The organism is Peribacillus sp. B2I2, from assembly GCF_041261685.1.
Taxonomy (GTDB): domain Bacteria; phylum Bacillota; class Bacilli; order Bacillales; family DSM-1321; genus Peribacillus.
In genome coordinates this window covers 3,922,690-3,945,156 of sequence record NZ_JBGCCB010000001.1, presented here as the reverse complement: position 1 = coordinate 3,945,156, position 22,467 = coordinate 3,922,690, and the positions used below count along the sequence as shown (strand labels likewise).

The window sequence follows — 22,467 nt, the reverse complement described above, 5'->3', positions numbered from 1 at the left end:
CTTCTTTCACGGCCTAACATTAGGCCGTGTTTTTTAAAAAAATACAAGATTGATCGAGGTGGGATAAAGATGGGAAAGTCGATAATAGAGAAAATATGGGATCGCCATATTGTAAATGAAGAGGAAAATAAACCGGATTTAATTTATATTGACCTTCAATATATTCATGAAGTGACCTCTCCGCAAGCATTTGAAGGATTAAGATTAAAAGGACGTGCAGTCAGGAGACCCGACCGTACTTTTGCGACAATGGATCATAATGTGCCAACCGTTAATCGTTATTTCATCGAGGATGATATTGCAAGGAAACAATTAGAGGCACTTGACCAAAACTGTAAGGAGTTCGGTATCCGCCTTGCTGATTTAGACAGCCCGGAACAAGGGATCGTTCACGTTATCGGACCGGAATTGGGTCTTACACAGCCAGGGATGACGATTGTCTGCGGTGACAGTCATACTTCCACACATGGTGCGTTTGGATCGATTGCGTTTGGAATCGGGACGAGTGAGGTTGAGCATGTTTTAGCCACACAAACCCTATGGCAAACAAAACCCAAAACATTAAAGCTTGAGGTTAATGGCAAGCTTGGTCACGGAGTGATGGCGAAAGATGTCATTTTATATGTGATTTCTAAATTCGGCGTCGATTTCGGTACGGGACACATCATTGAGTATTGTGGGGAAGTTTTCCGGGATATGTCGATGGAAGAGAGAATGACGGTGTGCAATATGTCGATCGAAGGCGGGGCAAGAGCGGGGCTGGTAGCTCCCGATGAAACGACTTTCTCTTATTTGAAAGGCCGTAAGTATTTGCCAAAAGGAGAAGAGTTCGAGCAATGTGTACAGGACTGGAAGTCACTTTCCAGTGATGAGGATGCTGTATACGACCAGGAAATCATTCTTGATGGCAGCCTGATTTCGCCAATGGTCAGCTGGGGTACAAATCCTGGAATGGCTAGCGGAGTGGACGGTAAAGTACCTACCTTCGCGGAAGATATCATGGATCCAAAGGAACTGAATCGTGCACTTGAGTATATGGGTCTTGAGGAAGGCATGCCGATTACGGATATTCCCGTTCAGCATGTATTCATAGGATCGTGTACCAATTCACGCATTGAGGACTTACGGCAGGCTGCAGAAATGATCGAAGGCCAGACTGTTCAAAAAGGAGTTCGGGCGATGGTCGTTCCCGGTTCACAGAGTGTTAAAAGGCAAGCGGAAGATGAAGGGTTGGATGAGATCTTCAAATCTGCGGGCTTTGAATGGCGCGAATCAGGTTGCAGCATGTGCTTGAGCATGAACCCTGATGTGGTTCCAGCCGGTGAGCATTGTGCCTCCACCAGTAATCGGAACTTTGAAGGAAGGCAAGGAGCTGGTGCCAGGACACATCTAGTTAGTCCGGCAATGGCTGCCGCGGCCGCCATTCATGGGAAATTTGTCGATATTAGGAATTTGAAAACGACTGAACAAGTCCATTAAGAATAGAATTAACCGGAGGTGCAGAGGATGGAACCCATTACTATATATAAAGGAAGAGCGGCGGTACTTGACCGTAAAAACGTGGATACGGACCAAATCATTCCAAAGCAATTTTTAAAACGAATTGAGCGAAGTGGATTTGGTGAATTTTTATTCTATAACTGGCGTTTTGATGAAAATGGAAAAGAACGTCCTGAGTTTGAATTGAATCAGCCCCATAATCAAAACGCGTCCATTTTAATAGCCGGTGAAAATTTCGGCTGCGGTTCTTCGCGTGAGCATGCCCCATGGTCCTTGAAAGACTATGGATTCGATATCATCATCGCACCGTCCTATGCTGATATCTTTAAAAGTAATTGCATGAAGAATGGCATGGTCCCCATTGCTTTAACCCAAGCTGAAGTGAAGTATTTAATGGAGAGAGTGGCGGCACCTGACTATGAGTTGACGATTGACCTTCCCAATCAGACATTGAAAGATGGTCAAGGGTTTGAAACAAGTTTTGAAATTCATCCATATTGGAAGGAAATGCTCATTAAAGGCTGGGATGAAATTTCCATAACCCTTCAATATGATAAAGAGATTTCCGCCTATGAATCACAAAAAAAGGTTGTATCGAGCATTTAATTGAAGATGGTCATTTTCCCGTCCTCCTTTCATATTTGAAAGGAGGACGGGATTTTTTTATGGGAAAGCTTGAAATGGACGGAAAAGGCGTTTATTCTCCCATATAAAATTTTGTGTTTCCTGCTATTACATGCTAAACTGTTTTTCAAAAAGCGAACGGTGAGGCGGAAAATAGGATGGATAATGAGAACAACCAAAAGAAGGCTGGAGAAACCAAGATTATCGCCTTTCCAAATCTCGGTGAAAGGCTGATTGTAAAAGGGCTGGATGAGCTTGGAAACAGAAACTTTAAAGTAGCTGCACAGCTTTTCAGCCAAGCCAGGGAATATGAGCCCGAAAATGATGAGGTTTGCATGGGGCTAGTGGTCTCTCTAGTCGAACTTGAGCACTATGAGGAGTCAAAAGAGTTATGTATAGAGATGCTGAATAAAGGCATCGGCGACTATTTTCAACTTATCAATATCTATTTGATGGTCCTGCTGCAATTGGGCGAGCATCAGGAAATGGTCACGACGATCGAACTGCTATTTGAAGAGAGCCAAATTCCCTTTGATAAAGAGGAACATTTTGAAAAGATGCTTCAGTTCAGCCAAAGGGCCCTTGAGGATAAAAAAGAGGAAAAGGAAAGGCAAAATCAGCAGCTTGCAGAAGAATTGCAAGAGGATGATCTCTTTGAAGGGAAAACGGATAATGAAATGTTCTTGGTCATTTCAAAACTCACGAATATCAACATTCGACCATTTATCCCGCAAATCGAACAATTTCTACAAAGAGACGAGGGACACCCTTTCTTTAAAACGATGCTCCTTAACATCCTTATCGACCAGGAATATGCCGAGGAAGTGACACTAAGGAAATTCAATCAATCGAAGTCGGTCATACCAAGGGAATTGAAAAGTTTGAAGGAGACGGACTTCTATAAGACGGTAACCGGCCTGACAGAAGAGGAAATCAGTCAGGAAAACCCGAGCTTATTTGAAATGGTCCATAGTTTAATCGAACGTCATTCCTTTCTGTTATATCCTTTTGAACCCGGACCTGAAAGCTTGCCGGCTTGGGCAGCTGCCTACCATGCATTAGCGGAGGAATACATGACTGGGGAAGTTTTCGGGAGGGACTTAGCGGACCTTTATCTGGCTGATGAAGAAACAGTTGCGGATATTCTATCCTATTTAAAAGAAATTGAGGAAATTTCTTATCCCATTATTTAAGCTATTGCTGTTGTAACAGATTAAACCTGTGGTATAATGTAGTGGTTGTAATGTATAAATCGTCGAGTTTTGACGATTTCCCAATATTTTTTTTGGGTATATTTGAAGGATGACTTGTTAACACTTGCAAAGCATATTCATCCAATGCTTATTATTGAAGTATATAGATTTTTTGGAGGGAAACACATGTCTGTAAAATGGGAAAAACAAGAAGGTAATCAAGGCGTACTAACAATTGAAGTTGACGCTGCAAAAGTAAACGAAGGTTTAGACGCAGCTTTCAAAAAAGTAGTGAAACAAGTAAATGTACCTGGCTTCCGTAAAGGTAAAATGCCACGTCAAATGTTCGAAAAGAAATTCGGCGTAGAATCACTATACCAAGATGCGCTTGATATCATTCTTCCAGATGCTTATGCAAATGCTGTCGAAGAAGCTGGAATTCAGCCTGTAGATCGTCCAGAAATCGACATCGAGAAAATGGAAAAGGGCGAAAACCTGATTTTCACTGCAACAGTAACGGTTAAGCCTGAAGTTAAATTGGGAGATTACAAAGGTGTTGAAGTTGAAAAATTCAATACTGAAGTAACTGACGAAGATGTTGAAAACGAATTGAAAACATTACAAGAGCGTCAAGCTGAGCTTGTTGTTAAAGAAGAAGGACAAGCTGCTGAAGGCGATACAGTCGTTCTTGACTTTGAAGGATTCGTGGATGGTGAAGCATTCGAAGGCGGAGCTTCAGAAAACCATTCATTGGAAATCGGTTCGAACTCTTTCATTCCAGGATTTGAAGAGCAACTTGTTGGTCTTGAAACTGGCGCTGAAAAAGATATCGAAGTTTCTTTCCCTGAAGAATACCATGCTGCTGAACTTGCAGGTAAACCAGCTGTATTCAAAGTGAAAATTCACGAAATCAAAACAAAACAACTTCCTGAGTTGGATGATGAGTTCGCGAAAGATGTCGACGACGAAGTTGAAACTTTGGCTGAACTTAAAGAAAAAACAAAACATAAATTAGAGCATGACAAAAAACATGAAGAAGAAAACTTCATCCAAAACACTGTAATTGGTAAAGCTGTTGAAGGTGCGGAAATGGACGTTCCTGAAGCAATGATTTCAAATGAAGTGGACCGCATGATGAATGAGTTCTCTCAACGCATTCAATCTCAAGGACTTAATTTGGAACTTTACTACCAATTCTCAGGTCAAGACGAAGAAGCTTTAAAAGCACAAATGAAAGAAGAAGCTGAAGGGCAAGTTCGTACGAGCCTTACTCTTGAAGCAATTGCTGAAGTTGAAAAACTTGAAGCGACTGACGAAGATGTGGAAGCTGAACTTGGACAAATGGCTACAATGTACAACATGGAAATTGACGCGATCAAACAAGCTCTTGGAAACTTAGAAGGAATCAAAGGCGATCTTAAAATTAAGAAAGCTATTGACTTCTTGGTAGAAAACAGCAAAACAGTTGACGCAAAATAATTTTTATAAATAAGTAGATTTAAATATTTCCTTAAAAAAAACAAGGCGCGAGTAATCGTGCCTTGTTTTATACATATTGAGAATTAGTGGAAATTTCAAATATCGGTTAGTTCCTGATTGATTTTTTTTGGATTTCAGTGTAGATTAGTTCTAATACCGCATATACATATTTATACAGCAAATCCTGATTTTAAAAATCAAAAGTTTGGGGCATACTGGTAAAGGGCAAATACATATTGATTGATTATTGTACTTATTTAACAACTCGGACGCGTGAGCATTTTTGTTACTAAACTTCCAAGAACATGATAAAATGCAAAACATACTAGGGATTTTGGAATGCTTAAGTAGATGTGTGCCTATTTTTTTTCATTCGATTGGGTACCGCTATGTAATAGAGTTGGAAGAGTATTTAAAGGGGTGAACGTACATGTTTAAATTTAATGATGAAAAAGGACAGTTAAAATGTTCTTTTTGCGGTAAAACACAAGAACAAGTCCGTAAACTGGTTGCTGGTCCAGGTGTCTATATTTGTGACGAGTGTATCGAGCTTTGTACGGAGATCGTCGAAGAAGAGCTGGGCACTGATGAAGAAGTGGAATTCAGGGATGTTCCTAAACCTATGGAAATCCGTGAAATTCTTGACGAATATGTGATTGGACAAGAACAGGCGAAGAAATCTTTGGCTGTCGCTGTTTACAACCATTATAAACGTATCAATTCCAATAGCAAAGTCGACGATGTGGAGCTTTCTAAAAGTAACATCGCCCTAATCGGACCGACGGGAAGCGGGAAAACCCTTCTTGCGCAAACATTGGCACGATTACTGAATGTTCCTTTTGCCATTGCTGATGCAACTTCATTGACGGAAGCTGGATATGTTGGGGAAGATGTCGAAAACATCCTTCTAAAATTGATCCAAGCAGCTGATTATGATGTGGAAAAAGCGGAAAAAGGCATCATTTATATTGATGAAATCGATAAAGTTGCCCGTAAATCGGAAAATCCTTCCATTACACGTGACGTGTCTGGTGAAGGTGTGCAACAAGCTTTATTGAAAATTCTTGAAGGAACGGTTGCAAGCGTTCCGCCTCAAGGTGGGCGTAAACATCCGCATCAGGAGTTCATCCAAATCGACACGACCAATATTTTGTTCATCTGTGGCGGTGCCTTTGATGGCATCGAACCGATCATCAAACGCCGTCTTGGTCAAAAAGTCATTGGTTTTGGCTCTGACGTGAAGAAGGATGATGTTGCAGAAAAAGAATTGCTTTCCAAAGTCCTTCCTGAAGACTTGCTTCGTTTCGGTTTAATTCCGGAATTCATCGGACGTCTTCCGGTAATTGCGACTCTTGAGCAATTGGATGAAGCTGCTTTGATCGAAATCCTGACAAAACCAAAAAATGCCCTTGTTAAGCAATATCAAAAATTGCTTGAACTAGACGATGTCGAATTGGAATTCGAACAGGAAGCGCTTAGTGAAATTGCTAAAAAGGCAATTGAACGTAAAACTGGTGCACGTGGCCTGCGATCCATCATTGAAGGCATCATTCTTGAAGTGATGTTCGATCTGCCTTCACGTGATGATGTTGCAAAATGTGTAATCACAGGCAGCACGATTTCAAAAAATGAATCTCCAAAGCTCGTCCTAAAAGACGGTACGACCATCAAAGGACAAGAAAAGAAGACATCTGCTTAATTAATAGGAAAAGTAAGACTGCCAGTTCATCCTGGCAGTCTTTTTCTTTTGTCTTTTTTTATGTTTATTGAAAAATTGTTGTTCTTAAGGATGAAAACCCCAAAATTTACAACACGAATTTCTTGGATAATATCGCCCTTCCAAAGGAGATACTAACAGAAATGACAAACTAGGAGAGTGCAGGAGGGAATACGATGAATTGGACAGGATTGGCGTTGTTTATCCAGCTGTTTTTTGGGATTATTATTGGATTGTATTTTTTGAACCTATTGAAAGGCCAGCGGACACAAAAAGTTTCCATTGACCGTGATTCACGTAAGGAAATGGACCAATTACGGAAGATGAGATCGATTTCGTTAACTGAGCCATTGGCTGAGAAGGTTAGACCAAGCTCATTTAATGAAATCATCGGTCAGGAAGATGGCATTAAATCTTTAAAGGCTGCTTTATGTGGGCCGAATCCCCAGCATGTGATAGTTTACGGTCCTCCAGGGGTAGGGAAAACAGCAGCGGCCAGACTTGTTTTGGAAGAGGCTAAGAAAAACGGGAAGTCCCCTTTTAAGAATTCGGCAGTGTTTGTTGAATTGGATGCCACCACAGCCAGGTTCGATGAACGGGGGATTGCCGATCCGCTTATTGGTTCGGTGCATGATCCAATTTATCAAGGGGCCGGGGCAATGGGACAAGCTGGCATTCCGCAGCCAAAGCAGGGTGCAGTCAGCAATGCTCATGGAGGCGTATTGTTCATCGACGAAATAGGGGAGCTACATCCAATACAGATGAATAAACTGTTAAAGGTATTGGAGGATCGTAAGGTCTTTCTGGAAAGTGCCTATTATCAAGAGGAAAACCAAAATATTCCCACTCACATCCATGATATTTTTAAAAATGGACTTCCGGCTGACTTTCGATTGATTGGAGCCACAACGAGAACGCCAAATGAAATCGCACCTGCAATACGCTCGAGATGCATAGAGGTATTTTTCCGTGAACTTGATCGGGAAGAAATAATCACCGTGGCTAAAAATGCATCAGATAAAGTGGGAATCACCATCAGTGAAAAAGGCTTGCATTCGATTTCGGATTATGCTCGAAATGGCAGGGAAGCCGTCAACATGATTCAGACTCTTGCAGGAATTTCAATTAATGAAAACAGGACTTTTATCAGAGAAGAAGATATAGATTGGATGGCACATAGCAGCCAACTGACCCAAAGAATGGACAGGAAAATAGAATCGAATTCTAAAATAGGCCTTGTCAACGGTCTTGCAGTCTATGGTCCCAACAGCGGGGCATTGCTTGAAATCGAGGTTACGGTCATGGCTGCCTCTGATGAAAAAGGCTCGATAAATATTACCGGCATCGTTGAAGAAGAAAGTATTGGCGGTGGTGGCGGCAAGTCGATTCGCCGTAAGAGCATGGCAAAAGGTTCGATTGAAAATGTCATTACGGTTTTACGGTCGATGGGAGTGCCTGCCGATCAATTCGATATCCATGTGAATTTCCCGGGCGGAAGTCCTGTAGATGGTCCTTCTGCCGGAATCGCGATGGCAACTGGCATATACTCGGCCATTTATAAAATCCCTGTTGATCACACAATGGCGATGACTGGGGAAATCAGCATTCATGGCGGTGTTAAACCGATTGGCGGTGTCATTCCGAAAATCAAGGCCGCAAAACTTGCCGGCGCAAAGAAAGTAATCATCCCAGCCGATAACATGCAGCCTTTGCTATCTGAAATCAAGGATATAGAAATCATTCCGGTTACGAATGTAAAAGAAGTGCTCGATCAGGCACTGAAAAAGGAAATGATATCGGAACAAATCCTCACATCCTTGGACCTATCGAAAAAAGAAAGTGTATAAACGAAATGCCCCGGCTAAAATAGAACCGGGGCATTTTAAGGACCATATTGGAGTCCGTCTTAAACTTAAAGAAAAAATAAACACGTGTTCAGACGTGCTTTTTTATCTAATATTGGAGATAATAATAGCAGTCGAAACGTGTTAAGGTAAACGAATAGACACTTCTATATAAATAGGATAGAATTGTTAAAAGGTTGAGAACATGGGTAAATAGTTTACAACGACGATACTAATTAGATGGAGGTGTCAGGAAATGACTGATAAAGAAATCATCGTCCCCCTCCTGCCGCTTAGAGGACTGCTTGTATATCCAACGATGGTACTTCATTTAGATGTAGGCCGAGATAAATCGGTACAAGCCCTTGAGAAAGCAATGGTGGAAGACCATCTTATATTTTTGACGACACAACAAGATGTTTCGTTGGACGAACCAGGTGAAGAAGATTTATTTACAATGGGAACTTTAACAAAGGTAAAACAGATGCTGAAGCTTCCGAATGGTACAATCCGGGTGTTGGTGGAAGGATTGAACCGGGCAGAGGTCATTGAATTTTACGATTATGAGACACATTATGGTGCCAAGATTAAAATATATGAAGACAGTGATGAAAAGGATGCTGAACATCAAGCATTAATGCGCACACTATTGGATTATTTTGAACAATACATAAAAATGTCCAAGAAAATAACCGGTGAAACATTTTCTTCCACTTCCGATATTGAAGAGCCAGGGAGATTAGCCGATATAATCGCTTCCCATTTGCCTTTGAAATTGAAGGAAAAGCAAGAAGTGCTCGAGACCATTGATATGAAAAAGCGTTTAAGCCGTGTAATCGAGATCATCAATAACGAGAAAGAAGTTCTTTTCCTCGAGAAAAAGATCGGCCAGCGTGTTAAGCGTTCGATGGAACGGACTCAAAAAGAATATTATTTACGTGAACAAATGAAAGCGATCCAAAAGGAATTGGGCGATAAAGAAGGGAAGACAGGGGAAATTGAGGTCCTCAACGAAAAGATAGAAGAAGCGGATATGCCAGAGCACATCAAAGAAACGGCATTAAAGGAATTGGACCGTTATGAAAAAGTACCGTCCAGCTCAGCCGAGAGTTCTGTCATCCGCAATTATATCGAATGGTTGATCTCGCTTCCTTGGTCCAAAGCTACTAAAGATGACTTGAATATTCACAAAGCTGAAAAAATCCTGAACCGGGACCACCATGGATTGGAAAAGGTGAAGGAGCGGGTGCTTGAGTATTTAGCCGTCCAGCAATTGACCAATTCATTGAAGGGTCCTATCCTTTGCTTGGTTGGACCACCTGGTGTCGGGAAAACCAGTCTCGCTAAATCGATCGCGTCATCACTGAATAGGAATTTCGTCCGTATATCTTTAGGCGGGGTGCGTGATGAATCGGAAATCCGCGGACATCGCCGCACATATGTAGGGGCGATGCCAGGACGGATCATCCAAGGCATGAAAAAAGCTGGAACGATCAATCCTGTCTTTTTACTGGACGAAGTGGATAAGATGTCCAATGACTTTAGGGGAGATCCATCTGCAGCGATGCTGGAAGTACTCGATCCTGAGCAAAACCATAATTTCAGTGATCATTATATTGAAGAAACGTATAATCTTTCCAAGGTCATGTTCATTGCGACGGCGAATAATTTGGGATCGATTCCTGGCCCGCTTCGTGATCGTATGGAAATCATTTCGATTGCAGGTTATACTGAGATAGAGAAACTTCACATAGCCAAGGATCACTTACTGACTAGACAGTTGGAAAACCATGGTTTATTGAAGACACAATTGCAAATCCGTGAGGAAGCTCTTACCAAAATCATCCGTTATTATACTCGGGAAGCCGGTGTCCGGAGTCTGGAGCGACAGCTTGCAAGCATCTGTCGTAAGACTGCAAAAATCATCGTGTCCGGAGATAAAAAGCGGGTCGTCATTTCTGAAAAGAATGTCGAGGAGTTTTTAGGGAAAACCATGTTCCATTATGGACAGGCGGAAGTCGAGAACCAAGTCGGTGTTGCTAATGGTTTAGCATACACGTCGGTTGGTGGCGATACGCTGCAAATCGAGGTTTCCTTATCACCAGGTAAAGGCAAGCTTATCCTGACAGGAAAGCTTGGCGATGTAATGAAAGAGTCAGCCCAGGCTGCTTTCAGCTATGTCCGTTCAAAAACCGAGAAACTTCATATTGATACGAACTTCCATGAAAAATATGATATTCATATTCATGTCCCCGAAGGTGCCGTCCCTAAAGATGGCCCATCTGCAGGCATCACGATTGCAACAGCGTTAATATCGGCCCTAACTAATAGGCCGATCAGAAAAGAGGTAGGCATGACAGGCGAAATTACATTACGCGGACGGGTTCTTCCGATCGGCGGGCTTAAAGAAAAATCTTTAGCGGCCCATCGCGCAGGACTTACGAAAATCATCATCCCGCAAAATAACGAAAAGGATATTGATGATATCCCGGAAAGTGTCCGTAAAGCATTAACATTTGTTCCAGTTTCACATGTCGATGAAGTCCTTGAGCATGCATTGGTAGGTGTGAACGAATGAAAGTAACAAGTTCAGATATTGTCATCAGTGCTGTGAAACCTGAACAATATCCCAATACTCCAATACCGGAATTTGCCTTGGCAGGCCGTTCCAACGTTGGGAAATCCAGTTTCATCAACAAAATGATCAATCGAAAAAACTTGGCGCGGACATCCTCTAAACCGGGTAAGACGCAGACCTTGAATTTTTATATCATAAATGAAGCACTCCATTTTGTGGATGTACCGGGTTATGGTTATGCAAAGGTATCAAAAACGGAGCGCGATGCCTGGGGAAGGATGATCGAAACGTACTTCACTTCCCGTGATCAGCTCCGCGCTGCGCTTCTGATCGTCGATTTGCGTCATCCTCCGACTAAGGATGATATCGCAATGTATGAATTCCTGAAGCATTATGATCTGCCAAGGATCGTCATTGCCACCAAAGCGGATAAAATTCCAAAGGGCAAATGGCAGAAGCACTTGAAGGTCACGCGCCAAACGTTGAATATGGAAAGAGAAGATGAATTGCTTCTTTTCTCAGGGGAAACAGGAGAAGGTAAGGAACAAGCATGGGGCGTCCTTAAGAAATATATGTAAAAGAAAAGGGTATTCCGCATCTGGAATACCCTTTTTCATTATGGAATTCACATAAAATGCGAATCGGTCCATATTCACTTTTTTCGAACCAAAAAGAAAATGCCGATTGCCATCAAGGCAAATGGCCAAAACCTTTCGATGTTCGCCGTGCTTGTTTCAACAATCCCGAAAGACGTTGTGATTTTATCATAGAATAAGAAAAGGATCGAGATGATGAGTATTACCATCCCGTGAAACATTCCAGAATTTGTTTTACGTGCCCGAAGAATAAATCCCAGCGAGATGATTAAAATAAAGATACCTATATTGTCCGGCCAAATATCCAGGTTCTCGACAATGTGGAAGTGGGCCCCGAACCCCAGTAAGATGACGCCTGGCAGGATGGACTCATATTCATTACCGCTATAAGCCTGAATCAAGAAGGCGGCACCAACTATACATAATAAAGTGGGCCAGCTAAAAAAGCCTGGAAAGATCTCCATTTGGGAATGTTCAAGAAAAAAATAGAGTCCGAAACCGATTAAAACGATTCCAGGGAAAATACGCTGCGTTTTCATTTTATCCTCCTATCCAATTCGATTACTTGAAGTTTTTTGCCATTTTTGATATGGTACTTTTGTACACAATGTCGAAATATGTATGTAACTTACAAATCCCGCTTAGACACCTTTTGTAGCAATCAGGCGTTTTGGCTGTCTTTTCATGGTAGCATACGTTTTCATAAACTGTTCATATTATTTGCGTGAATCAATTTTAGTACATGGTATAATAAATTTACATGAAAAATTTTGGGGGTGCAAAACAAAAGGATGCATATTCTAGCGGTTGGTATTAATTACAAAACTGCCCCTGTAGAAATTCGGGAAAAACTATCGTTCAGCGAAGCCGAACTTGCCGAGGCAATGAAAGCTCTTAAAAATAAAAAAAGCATCTTGGAAAATATTATTATTTCAACATGTAACAGAACGGAGATATATGCGGTCGGTGACCAGCTTCATACAAGTAGGTATTATATAAAGGAATTTCTTTCGGAATGGTTTAATATCGATAAAGAAGAATTTTCTAAATATCTCTTCATTTATGAAGGCGATGGGGCTGTCGAGCATTTATTTTCTGTTACCTGCGGCTTGAATTCCATGATCCTGGGAGAAACTCAGATTTTGGGACAAGTACGTTCAAGCTATCTGTTAGGGCAGAAGGAAGATACGATCGGTACCGTTTTTAACCATCTCTTCAAGCAAGCCCTTACATTGGCTAAAAAAGCTCATTCGGAAACCGAAATCAATACCAATGCCGTTTCCGTCAGCTATGCGGCAGTCGAGCTTGCAAAAAAAATCTTTGGAGGCCTGAACGGCAAGAATGTCTTGATTCTTGGGGCCGGTAAGATGGGTGAGCTAGCCATTCAAAATCTTCATAGTAATGGAGCCGACAGCATCACAGTCATTAACCGCACCTTTCAGAAAGCGGTCGACCTGGCGGAAAGATTCAATGGTACAGCAAAACAGCTTCAAGAGCTGCAATGCGCTTTAGTGGAGGCTGATATCCTGATCACTTCCACTGGATCAAAAGATCTTCTCGTAACAAAAGAAATGATGTCATTCGTGAATAAGCTTCGTAAAGGCCGTCCTATTTTCATGGTCGATATCGCAGTGCCGCGTGACCTTGATCCAACATTGGGCGAGCTGGAAAATGTCTTCCTGTATGACATTGACGATCTTGAAGGGATCGTGCAAGCCAATATCGAAGAACGTAAAAAAGCTGCCGAGAAAATAGAATTGATGATCGAATCTGAAATTGTGGACTTCAATCAATGGATTAATTTGCTTGGTGTGGTGCCAGTCATTTCTTCTTTACGGGAAAAATCCCTTTCGATACAAAAGGAAACGATGGAAAGCATCGAAAGAAAGCTTCCGCATTTAAGCGAACGTGACAAAAAGGTTCTGAACAAGCATACGAAGAGCATCATCAACCAAATGCTAAAAGATCCTATTCTTTATGCAAAAGAGCTTGCAGATGAGCCGAATGCAAAAGAGCAATTAAATAATTTCGTTAAAATCTTCAATTTAGAGGAATTGATAGAAGACCAGCTGGTTGCGGATGATGAAAAAGAACTGAACAGTTCCAAGGCATCCCTATTGAATCCAGTTCCTGTCCAGTAATGAGGTAGATATGGAATTACTAATGACAAGATTGCATGAAGCCACTGTGTTGTTGTATGCCATCAGTATGCTTTTATATTTTATTGACTTCCTTAATAATAACCAGAAGGCTAATAAGGTCGCCTTCTGGTTGCTTTCTATTGTTTGGGTACTGCAAACAATTTTTTTGTTTCTGTATGTAATGAAAACGGGAAGGTTCCCGGTATTGACGATTTTTGAAGGCTTATATTTTTATGCATGGGTCCTCATATCGTTATCTTTGATCATTAACCGATTGCTAAGAGTCGACTTTACGGTCTTTTTTACGAATGTATTAGGTTTCATGGTTATGGCCATCCATACATTTGCACCTGTTCAGATAGAATCTCAAGTGCTTGCACAGCGTCTGGTTTCAGAGCTATTGCTCATACATATCACTTTTGCCATCCTATCTTATGGGGCATTCACGCTTTCTTTCGTGTTTTCACTACTCTACTTAATTCAATATGATCTGTTGAAACGGAAGAAGTGGGGGAAACGGCTGCTTCGACTCGGCGATCTAACTAAGCTCGAGCAAATGTCTTATGTCCTAGCAGTAATAGGTGTTCCATTATTGGTGGTATCACTTATCTTGGGGATTCAATGGGCTTATATAAAAGTGCCTGGGGTATCCTGGCTGGATATGAAGATCATCGGCTCATTTATTTTGCTCATCGCATACAGTGTATTTTTATACTTGAAAATTCGGAAACAAATGTATGGAAGGACGCTAGCCTTTCTGAATATTGGATCTTTCATGATTGTGTTAATTAACTTTTTCCTTTTCGGAAGCCTTTCAACATTCCACTTTTGGAATACATAGGAGGAAACTATGAGAAAAATAATTGTCGGTTCTAGACGTAGTAAATTAGCGATCACCCAAACGAACTGGGTTATCGATCAACTTAAAGAGCTTGGGGTTCCATACGAGTTCGAGGTGAAGGAAATTGTCACAAAGGGTGACCAAATCCTTGATGTAACGCTTTCCAAGGTAGGCGGAAAAGGCTTATTCGTTAAAGAAATCGAGCAAGCGATGCTGGATAAAGAAATTGATATGGCTGTACATAGTATGAAAGATATGCCGGCAGTGCTTCCTACAGGATTGACGATTGGTTGCATACCACCGAGGGAGGACCATCGGGATGCCTTGATTTCCAAGAACCATGAAACCCTTTCTGAACTGAAACCCGGTTCCATCATAGGTACAAGCAGCTTGCGCCGTGGCGCTCAAATTTTGGCTAGAAGGCCGGACCTTGAAATTAAATGGATTCGCGGGAATATCGATACCCGTTTGAATAAGCTGAAAACGGAAGATTATGATGCTATCATTTTAGCTGCAGCAGGACTATCAAGAATGGGATGGGAACAAGACATCGTAACGGAATTCTTAGATGAAGATATTTGCATTCCGGCAGTTGGACAAGGAGCACTTTCCATTGAATGCCGTGAAGATGACAAAGATCTGCTGGCAGAACTTGCGAAATTGACCTGTGAAAAAACGAAAAGAACGGTTGAAGCGGAACGTGCCTTTTTGGATAAAATGGAAGGCGGATGCCAGGTTCCGATTGCCGGATTTGCGGTAGCAAAAGATAATGGATCCGTTTCCTTGACGGCTTTGGTCGCTTCTCCTGATGGAAAGGTGATTTATAAAGAAATGGTCGAGGGGGCAGATCCCGTGACGGTTGGGCATGATGCTGCCAAGCAGATTAGTGAAATGGGCGGTAAAGAATTGATCGATCGCGTAAAAGAGGAGCTTGATCAGTAATGAAACCCTTTCAACCTCTTAAGGATTATCGGGTATTAATCACGAGAGGGAAAGGGCAGGCAGATGGTTTAAAAGATTCGATCGAGAAAAATGGCGGAACGCCGCTTCTTGTGCCATTGCTTGAGTTCACTCTTCCTGATCATATGGAAGAGGTTCATCAGCGTTTAGGTGAGTTGCTTACCTATGACTGGATCATTCTGACAAGTCAAAATGGGGTGGATTTCTTCTTTAAGCTTCTTGGTAAACTGCCTTTAAAGCTTCCGAAAATAGCCGTTATCGGCTCCAAAACAGAAGCGGCCCTGAAACGGCATGGGTATAAGGCGGATTTCGTGCCAGCTCAGTTTGTTGCTGAAGGGTTTGTTTCGGAGTTCATGACCTTACTTGATCCCGGGTCACGCGTATTGCTGGCAAAAGGAAATCTCGCCAGGGCGGTTATTGCGGAGGCAATCAATGAAGGTGGAGCATCGTGTGATGAAGTGATTATTTATCATACCGTGCTTCCTCGAAGCAGTGAAAAAAAACTCGTGCAACTTATAACGAATCATGAAATCGACGTCATAACCTTTACGAGTTCTTCGACGATCCATCATTTTTTGCAGATTATGGAACGCTGTGAGTTGGATACATACATAGACCGGATCATCATCGCATGCATCGGACCGATTGCCGCTAAAACGGCTGAAAAACATGGGCTATCCGTCGATGTTTGTCCAGATGTTTATACGACGGATGCCATGGTTGCTGATTTAATACGCTTCATCGTGAAAAGAAATAATAAGGGAGGAACTTTAAAATGAAAAACATTCCATTCAATCGCCACCGTCGCTTGCGTGCAAGTGCTGGCATGAGGGCTTTAGTCCGTGAAACACAATTGCATAAAGAGGATTTGATCTATCCGATTTTCGTCATCGACGGTGAAAATGTAAAAAATGAAATCAACTCGATGCCGGGTATCTATCAGTTATCCATGGATAATCTGGGAGCGGAAATGGATGAAGTCGTGAGTCTGGGCATAAAGTCAGTCATTTTATTCGGTGTCCCTTTTGATCATGATAAAGACGAACAGGGCACAGGTGCTTTTCACCATAACGGACTTGTGCAAGAGGCAACCCGCTTTATCAAAAAACAATATCCTGAAGTCATTGTCATTGCTGATACCTGCCTATGTGAGTATACAAGCCATGGGCATTGCGGGGTCGTTGAAGGGGAAAAGATCCTGAATGACGCTTCTCTTGACCTTCTTGCCAAAACGGCAATCAGCCAGGCTGAGGCCGGTGCCGATATCATTGCCCCTTCCAATATGATGGACGGTTTCGTTGCGGCCATCCGTGCAGGTCTGGATGAAGCGGGCTATGAAGATATTCCAATCATGTCCTATGCAGTGAAATATGCCTCGGCTTTTTACGGTCCATTCCGAGATGCTGCGAATGGTGCACCACAATTTGGCGACAGGAAAACTTACCAAATGGATCCCGCCAATCGCCTTGAAGCATTCCGTGAAGCTGAATCCGATGTTGCTGAAGGTGCGGATTTCCTAATCGTAAAACCAGCCCTATCCTACATGGACATCATCAGGGACGTTAAGAATAACTTTAATCTCCCGATTGTTTCCTATAATGTCAGCGGTGAATACTCAATGGTTAAGGCAGCTGCCCAAAATGGCTGGATTGATGAAAAAGCGATAGTGATGGAAATGCTAACAGGCTTGAAACGCGCAGGTTCCGACTTGATCATTACGTATTTTTCAAAAGAGGTAGCACGCTGGATAAACGAAGATAATCAAGGATGATGACAAATAAAACCTGTAATGGAAAAGGGGATTGAATCATGCGGTCATATGAAAAATCGAAAAAAGCGTTTGCCGAAGCAAAAGACTTGATGCCAGGCGGCGTGAACAGCCCGGTACGTGCCTTCAAATCTGTGGACATGGATCCAATTTTCATGGAGCGCGGAAAAGGCTCAAAAATGTATGATATCGATGGGAATGAATATATAGACTATGTTCTTTCATGGGGACCGCTTATCCTGGGTCACACGAATGACCGTGTCGTGGAATCATTGAAAAAGGTAGCGGAATCAGGTACAAGCTTTGGAACCTCTACACTGATTGAGAATGAACTGGCTAAGTTGGTCATTGAACGTGTGCCTTCGATTGAGATGATCCGGATGGTATCTTCAGGAACCGAAGCGACGATGAGTGCCCTAAGGTTGGCGCGAGGCTTTACAGGCCGGGATAAAATCCTGAAATTCGAAGGTTCTTATCATGGGCATGGCGATTCATTGCTAATCAAAGCGGGATCCGGTGTTGCAACATTAGGTTTACCTGATAGCCCGGGAGTACCGGAAGGCATTGCGAAAAATACGATTACCGTACCATATAATGATCTTGCTGCAACCAAATATGCGTTTGAACAATTTGGCGAAGACATCGCCTGTATCATCGTAGAACCTGTTGCGGGGAACATGGGCGTCGTTCCGCCACAGCCAGGTTTCCTCGAAGGCTTACGTGAAGTGACGACCCAATACGGGGCTCTATTGATCTTTGACGAAGTGATGACTGGGTTCCGTGTCGGCTATAATTGTGCACAAGGCTATTTTGGCATCGTACCGGACCTGACTTGCCTTGGGAAAGTAATTGGCGGTGGCTTGCCGGTCGGAGCTTTCGGAGGAAAGCGCGAATTCATGGAACGAATCGCCCCGAGTGGGACAATCTATCAAGCGGGAACATTGTCTGGTAACCCTCTGGCCATGACGGCTGGTCTTGAAACGCTGAGCCAATTGACTCCAGAATCTTATGAAGAGTTCACCCGAAAAGGTGATATCCTCGAAAAAGGCATTGGAGAAGCAGCGGAAAAATACGGAGTTCCCCATACATTCAATCGTGCCGGTTCCATGATTGGACTTTTCTTTACAAATGAAGAAGTCGTAAATTATGATACAGCAAAAACATCCGATTTAGAGTTCTTTGCTTCTTACTATAGGGAAATGGCGAATCAAGGCATCTACTTGCCGCCATCCCAGTTTGAAGGTTTATTCCTATCAACAGCACATAGTGATGAAGATATCGAAAAGACCATTGAAGCGGCAGAACAGGCCTTTGCAAAATTAAAAAAATGATGCAAAAAAACTTTCTGGCTAATTAAGCAATCATAAATATTAAACAGGCACCATTTTCCAAAAAAACTTTTGGAGAATGGTAGCCTGTTTTTTTGAATTCAATCAGTAAGCGGAAGAATGCTGATTAAAAGTTGAAGGCCGAATAAAAGGGTGGTAGGACGGAATAAAAGATTGAAGGCTGAATAAAGGATGATAGGACGGAATAAAAGGTTGAAGGCCGAAATAATAGGGAGATAGGACGGAATAAAAGGTTGAAGGCCGAAATAATAGGGAGGTAGGACGAATAAATAGATTGAAGGTCGAAATAAAATGGAGATAGGACCGAATAACTGGTTTTAGGACCAATTTAAATGGTTTCAGGCCGATTGCATTGATCCAATTCTACATTGATTTTAGCCTGGAAAAATAGAATCTCCTCGTTTTTAGTGGTTCAGGATAAATAAGATCTGGATGGCGGCAAATGAAATTAAGGAATAATCATCTTCCTACCTTCATAGATTGATAATGGTATAGGTACCGTTTCCTGAAGCTGAAAGGAGGAGTTGTCTTGTCGCAAGAAAATGAATCGTATTTACGATTTTCTTTAGAGGAATCCGTTTGGTTCCAGAAGGGACAGGAAGTGGCTGAGCTCTATTCCATTTCCCTGGATCCGAATGTGACGATTCAAGAAAGTGATCAATATGTTTTTATACGAGGCTCGTTAGATTTATGCGGTGAATACAAAGACTCGCAAAATGGTGAGGAAGAGGAGTTTTCGCAGACCTTTTTGCCAAAATCCGTTCAAAAGGTCGAGAGGCATCCCAATGGACTTAATGAGTTCACACACCGTTTTCCGGTTGATATAACGATTCCGAATAATCGGATTGCCTCATTAGAGGAGATTGATGTCTCGATTCAAAGCTTTGATTATGCCCTGCCTGAGCATAACTGTTTGAAATTGCAGGCGGATTTGTTGATAACTGGAATCTATAATGATTCATATGTGGAACAACGGTTCGATACGGAGCAGGAAGTTGGGGAAACAGAGGGAGAAGAAACGGATGGGGAAAATGAGTCATACATTCCTTATGCGGCTGCAGTGCCGCCAATCCCGGATTTTCAGCCTGTTTTCCGTGATGAGCAGGAGGAAGAGTTATACACGCCTTTTTCTGCAGAGGCAAGACGAGTATCTGAAGCGAACGAAGAAGAAGAAGAGGAATCAATCTATTTAAGCGATCAGCATAATGCCCCAGTCTTTGAAATTCCCGTTTCACCATATCCTGAAGAGGAGGAGTGGGAAACGGAAGTGCACAGACAGGAAGATGCTGAAGCTGTAGAGGAAGAAGTGAATTTTATAAGTGATCAGCCTGACTCCACAGAGGAGGTACCTGTGTCATTCGTGGATGAGGAGAAACTGGAGGAAGAAGTAAGTAGGCAGGATTCCATAGTGGAGACGGAGACTCCTAGAGTGACTTTGAAAGAAGAAGTGGTAGAAGAGCCTCATCAAGATAGCCCAGTTTCAAATCTTGAAACCGAGGACGTCATCCGGCAGGAAGAAGATGACGTTGTAACGGGACCTATCCTAAATGAACATGTGAAGGTGGAACAGGAAGAGGAGTCCAATTCATCCATAAGCGATCTATTCAAAAAGAGGGAAAGACCAGCTCCCCCAGCCAAGGAAGTCAAAAATTTCAAAGGCAGGAAACAAGCAGCTGAGCGTGATGATAAAGATACGGCCGATCATGATGAAAAGCAGCTTTCCATCATGGATTTATTCGGACGGAAACAAGAAGAAGAACTGGTAAGGATGAAGGTTTGCATTGTCCAGCAAGGGGAAACGCTTGACGACTTGGCTCAACGTTATGATGTTACGGTTCAATCCATACTTTTCAGCAATGAATTGGAGTCGAATCAAAACGTCCATGAAGGGCAAGTCATCTATATACCGAAGGCCGTTGTATATAAGAATTGACCAGGACAGAGAGCAGAGCATATGGTCTGCTCCTGTTTTTTACTAGGGTAAAGTTGTTGAACGGTGTTAGAGCAGCCTGATTGGCCACTGGACTTTGGTGACTATAGGAATCGGATTGAGTTTTTTTAGAGAAAGTGAGTGAGTCTCGTGAGGGAAAACGAGAATCAGCAGCCTGCTAATCGGGATCTTGACACGGAAACCGTCTTGAAGGAATATGCCATGTATGTACAATATATTGAGGATTTCGGGCGTGTAAAAAAAGTATACACTGATCGCGGTACATTTGCCTTGAAATCGATTTTACCGCATAACGGCATTGATTTTATAAAAAATGTTCAAAAACTGTACCATCGCGGCTATAACAGGATCGTTCCCATTTATCAAACGATGGATCAGCGTTACGCCGTTCTTCATAATGGACGTTTGTATTACCTGATGCCCTGGTTGAATAATGAAGGGGACGGGGAGCGCGTTGAAAAGCATAAGCAAATGTTCAGGGAGCTTGCCCGGATGCATACGCTGTCCGTTAGGGAAATACAGGTGGATCCAGAGGAACGGGAAGCCCATTATGAGCGGACGCTTGATGCCTGGAATAATGAGAAGGACTTTATGGATGAGTATATTGTCAGCTGTGAAAAGAAGTGGTATATGTCTCCAGTCGAAATGACGGTTTGTTCTTTCTACACTGATATTTCACAGGCACTGAAGTACTCGATCAAGAAGTTTGAAACTTGGTATGAAAAAACGAAGGAAAGTGAAAAGGTTCGAACCGTGGTCACGCACGGAAAGGTCTCTTTGAAGCATTTCGTTTATGACGAACGCGGATATGGCTACTTCATCAATTTTGAGAATTCGAATACGGCACCGCCTCATTTCGATTTACTGCCATATCTCGTTAAGTCGGCCAGGACCTATCCTGTCCAATGCGATGACTGCGTCGACTGGCTATATAACTATTTTCGTTATTTTCCGTTGAAAGAAGAAGAATTGCTGCTCATGCAAAGTTATCTGGCTTTCCCTGGATCAGCTTTGGAATTAGTGAAGGGTTATTCCGATGGCAGGGGACATCGTTCAGAGCTTGATAATGTTACTCAACTGCAGCGGCAATTTTGGCTACTAAAGAATATTGAGTATATGGTGATGAAAATCGAAGAGATCGAACAGCAGAAAAAGGCGGCTGCCGAGGCTGCCAAAGAAGAGCAATCACCCCCAAGCTAAATATACATGATTGGATCATCTCCAGTCATGTATATTTTTTTGCTGTAAGGGAATAATTAAATCCATTCGAAATACAAAGACATGGCCAAGAAAATAAAGGCGATTAGCAGGAGCATATCGAAGAAAGTAGGGAAAATCAGCGTACGCAATCCTTGGAATACGACAAAGGGGATGATGAACTGCTGGCAAACACCCCGGAATTTTTTCATCCAAGGCGGTAAAGTATAGGGGGTATATCTTCGCTTCATATTATTACCTTCCTTTTTAGGGCTTCTTATATTCTATGGGCGGGTAGTGGAAAAGGTGAAAAAACGGTCACATTCACTGTTCCTGGAGGATAAAATAAAGAAAATGGCCGGGCAGCGGGATCAAATGCATGTAATGGAATGCTTCCTAAAGAAAGAAAGCGAAAAGATGATTGACTGGAGCCCCATTTTTTTTGTACTATATACTATATGCATTCAATGATTTTACATATGAATATAAATCAATGCAAAGACCGGAAATAGTAAGATGAAATGCACTTTTCAGAGAGGAAACCAATTGGTGCGAGGTTTCCAGGCAGCAGCATCCGAAGTCGTCCGCGAGCAGTTTTCGTGAAAGATCTTAAGTAGCGAAGGCCGGTGAAGAGCCGTTATCCGATTTGAGAGCCGAAAGAGATTTTTTACTTTTTCGGAAAAAAGGTGGCACCGCGAACAACTTCCTTCGTCCTTTTGTGATGATGGA

18 protein-coding genes and 1 other annotated feature are annotated in these 22,467 nt (G+C 42.4%); of the genes, 16 read left to right on the top strand and 2 right to left on the bottom strand.

Translation table 11 applies throughout. The features are described from left to right. The first annotated feature begins 69 nt into the window (after nt 1–69). From leuC to yihA, 8 genes are all read left to right on the top strand, one after another. Nucleotides 70–1,479, top strand: coding sequence for a 3-isopropylmalate dehydratase large subunit (gene leuC, locus ABIE66_RS19480; protein ID WP_370015989.1), 1,410 nt, complete (start codon nt 70–72; stop codon nt 1,477–1,479). Nucleotides 1,480–1,506: 27 nt separating this feature from the next. Further along, nucleotides 1,507–2,106 carry a 3-isopropylmalate dehydratase small subunit gene (gene leuD, locus ABIE66_RS19475; RefSeq protein ID WP_289325936.1) on the top strand — a complete coding sequence of 200 codons (600 nt, stop codon included), beginning with the start codon at nt 1,507–1,509 and terminating at the stop codon, nt 2,104–2,106. A 176-nt stretch (nt 2,107–2,282) separates the two neighbouring features. After that, complete coding sequence (locus ABIE66_RS19470; protein WP_370015988.1) at nt 2,283–3,317, top strand: tetratricopeptide repeat protein; 1,035 nt, start codon at nt 2,283–2,285, stop codon at nt 3,315–3,317. A 186-nt stretch (nt 3,318–3,503) separates the two neighbouring features. Next, nucleotides 3,504–4,796: a trigger factor gene (gene tig / locus ABIE66_RS19465; RefSeq protein WP_289325934.1), complete on the top strand. Its 1,293-nt coding sequence runs from the start codon at nt 3,504–3,506 to the stop codon at nt 4,794–4,796. 430 nt (nt 4,797–5,226) lie between these two features. Beyond that, nucleotides 5,227–6,495, top strand: coding sequence for an ATP-dependent protease ATP-binding subunit ClpX (clpX, locus tag ABIE66_RS19460; RefSeq protein ID WP_101222811.1), 1,269 nt, complete (start codon nt 5,227–5,229; stop codon nt 6,493–6,495). 194 nt (nt 6,496–6,689) lie between these two features. Then, nucleotides 6,690–8,360: an ATP-dependent protease LonB gene (gene lonB, locus ABIE66_RS19455; protein WP_289325933.1), complete on the top strand. Its 1,671-nt coding sequence runs from the start codon at nt 6,690–6,692 to the stop codon at nt 8,358–8,360. A gap of 253 nt (nt 8,361–8,613) precedes the next feature. Further along, a complete protein-coding gene (lon, locus tag ABIE66_RS19450; RefSeq protein ID WP_289315461.1) occupies nt 8,614–10,935 on the top strand; it encodes an endopeptidase La in 2,322 nt (773 codons plus the stop codon). Continuing rightward, nucleotides 10,932–11,513, top strand: coding sequence for a ribosome biogenesis GTP-binding protein YihA/YsxC (gene yihA / locus ABIE66_RS19445; RefSeq protein ID WP_053347179.1), 582 nt, complete (start codon nt 10,932–10,934; stop codon nt 11,511–11,513). Before lon ends, yihA begins: the two co-directional genes overlap by 4 nt. A gap of 74 nt (nt 11,514–11,587) precedes the next feature. On the opposite strand, the gene ABIE66_RS19440 is transcribed toward yihA, so the two are convergent. Beyond that, nucleotides 11,588–12,070, bottom strand: a complete 483-nt coding sequence (locus ABIE66_RS19440) for a LiaI-LiaF-like domain-containing protein (RefSeq protein ID WP_289315463.1) — start codon at nt 12,068–12,070, stop codon at nt 11,588–11,590. A 252-nt stretch (nt 12,071–12,322) separates the two neighbouring features. On the opposite strand from ABIE66_RS19440, the gene hemA reads away from it, so the two are divergent. The 8 genes from hemA (at nt 12,323) to ysxE (ending at nt 21,741) form a co-directional block, all read left to right on the top strand. Beyond that, the gene (gene hemA, locus ABIE66_RS19435) at nt 12,323–13,672 is read left to right on the top strand and encodes a glutamyl-tRNA reductase (protein ID WP_289325931.1); all 1,350 of its coding nucleotides are present in this window, start codon (nt 12,323–12,325) and stop codon (nt 13,670–13,672) included. A gap of 10 nt (nt 13,673–13,682) precedes the next feature. Then, on the top strand, nt 13,683–14,513 hold the full coding sequence (locus ABIE66_RS19430; RefSeq protein ID WP_289315465.1) for a cytochrome C assembly family protein: 831 nt from the start codon (nt 13,683–13,685) through the stop codon (nt 14,511–14,513). A gap of 9 nt (nt 14,514–14,522) precedes the next feature. Next, a complete protein-coding gene (hemC, locus tag ABIE66_RS19425) occupies nt 14,523–15,455 on the top strand; it encodes a hydroxymethylbilane synthase (protein ID WP_370015987.1) in 933 nt (310 codons plus the stop codon). Next, a complete protein-coding gene (locus ABIE66_RS19420; protein WP_289325929.1) occupies nt 15,455–16,252 on the top strand; it encodes a uroporphyrinogen-III synthase in 798 nt (265 codons plus the stop codon). The genes hemC and ABIE66_RS19420 overlap by 1 nt, the downstream gene beginning before the upstream one ends. Next, nucleotides 16,249–17,244: a porphobilinogen synthase gene (gene hemB / locus ABIE66_RS19415; RefSeq protein ID WP_289325928.1), complete on the top strand. Its 996-nt coding sequence runs from the start codon at nt 16,249–16,251 to the stop codon at nt 17,242–17,244. Before ABIE66_RS19420 ends, hemB begins: the two co-directional genes overlap by 4 nt. A gap of 38 nt (nt 17,245–17,282) precedes the next feature. Further along, the gene (gene hemL / locus ABIE66_RS19410) at nt 17,283–18,572 is read left to right on the top strand and encodes a glutamate-1-semialdehyde 2,1-aminomutase (protein WP_370015986.1); all 1,290 of its coding nucleotides are present in this window, start codon (nt 17,283–17,285) and stop codon (nt 18,570–18,572) included. Between the two features lie 547 nt (nt 18,573–19,119). Continuing rightward, nucleotides 19,120–20,523, top strand: a complete 1,404-nt coding sequence (locus ABIE66_RS19405) for a LysM peptidoglycan-binding domain-containing protein (RefSeq protein WP_370015985.1) — start codon at nt 19,120–19,122, stop codon at nt 20,521–20,523. A gap of 147 nt (nt 20,524–20,670) precedes the next feature. Next, nucleotides 20,671–21,741: a spore coat protein YsxE gene (gene ysxE / locus ABIE66_RS19400; RefSeq protein ID WP_370015984.1), complete on the top strand. Its 1,071-nt coding sequence runs from the start codon at nt 20,671–20,673 to the stop codon at nt 21,739–21,741. Between the two features lie 56 nt (nt 21,742–21,797). Here the strand turns inward: ysxE and ABIE66_RS19395 are convergent, their stop codons facing one another. Further along, nucleotides 21,798–21,989 (bottom strand): hypothetical protein, encoded by a 192-nt coding sequence (locus ABIE66_RS19395; RefSeq protein WP_289315471.1) that lies wholly within the window; start codon nt 21,987–21,989, stop codon nt 21,798–21,800. Nucleotides 21,990–22,227: 238 nt separating this feature from the next. Beyond that, nucleotides 22,228–22,457: a binding site (T-box leader), on the top strand. The last annotated feature ends 10 nt before the right edge of the window (nt 22,458–22,467 follow it).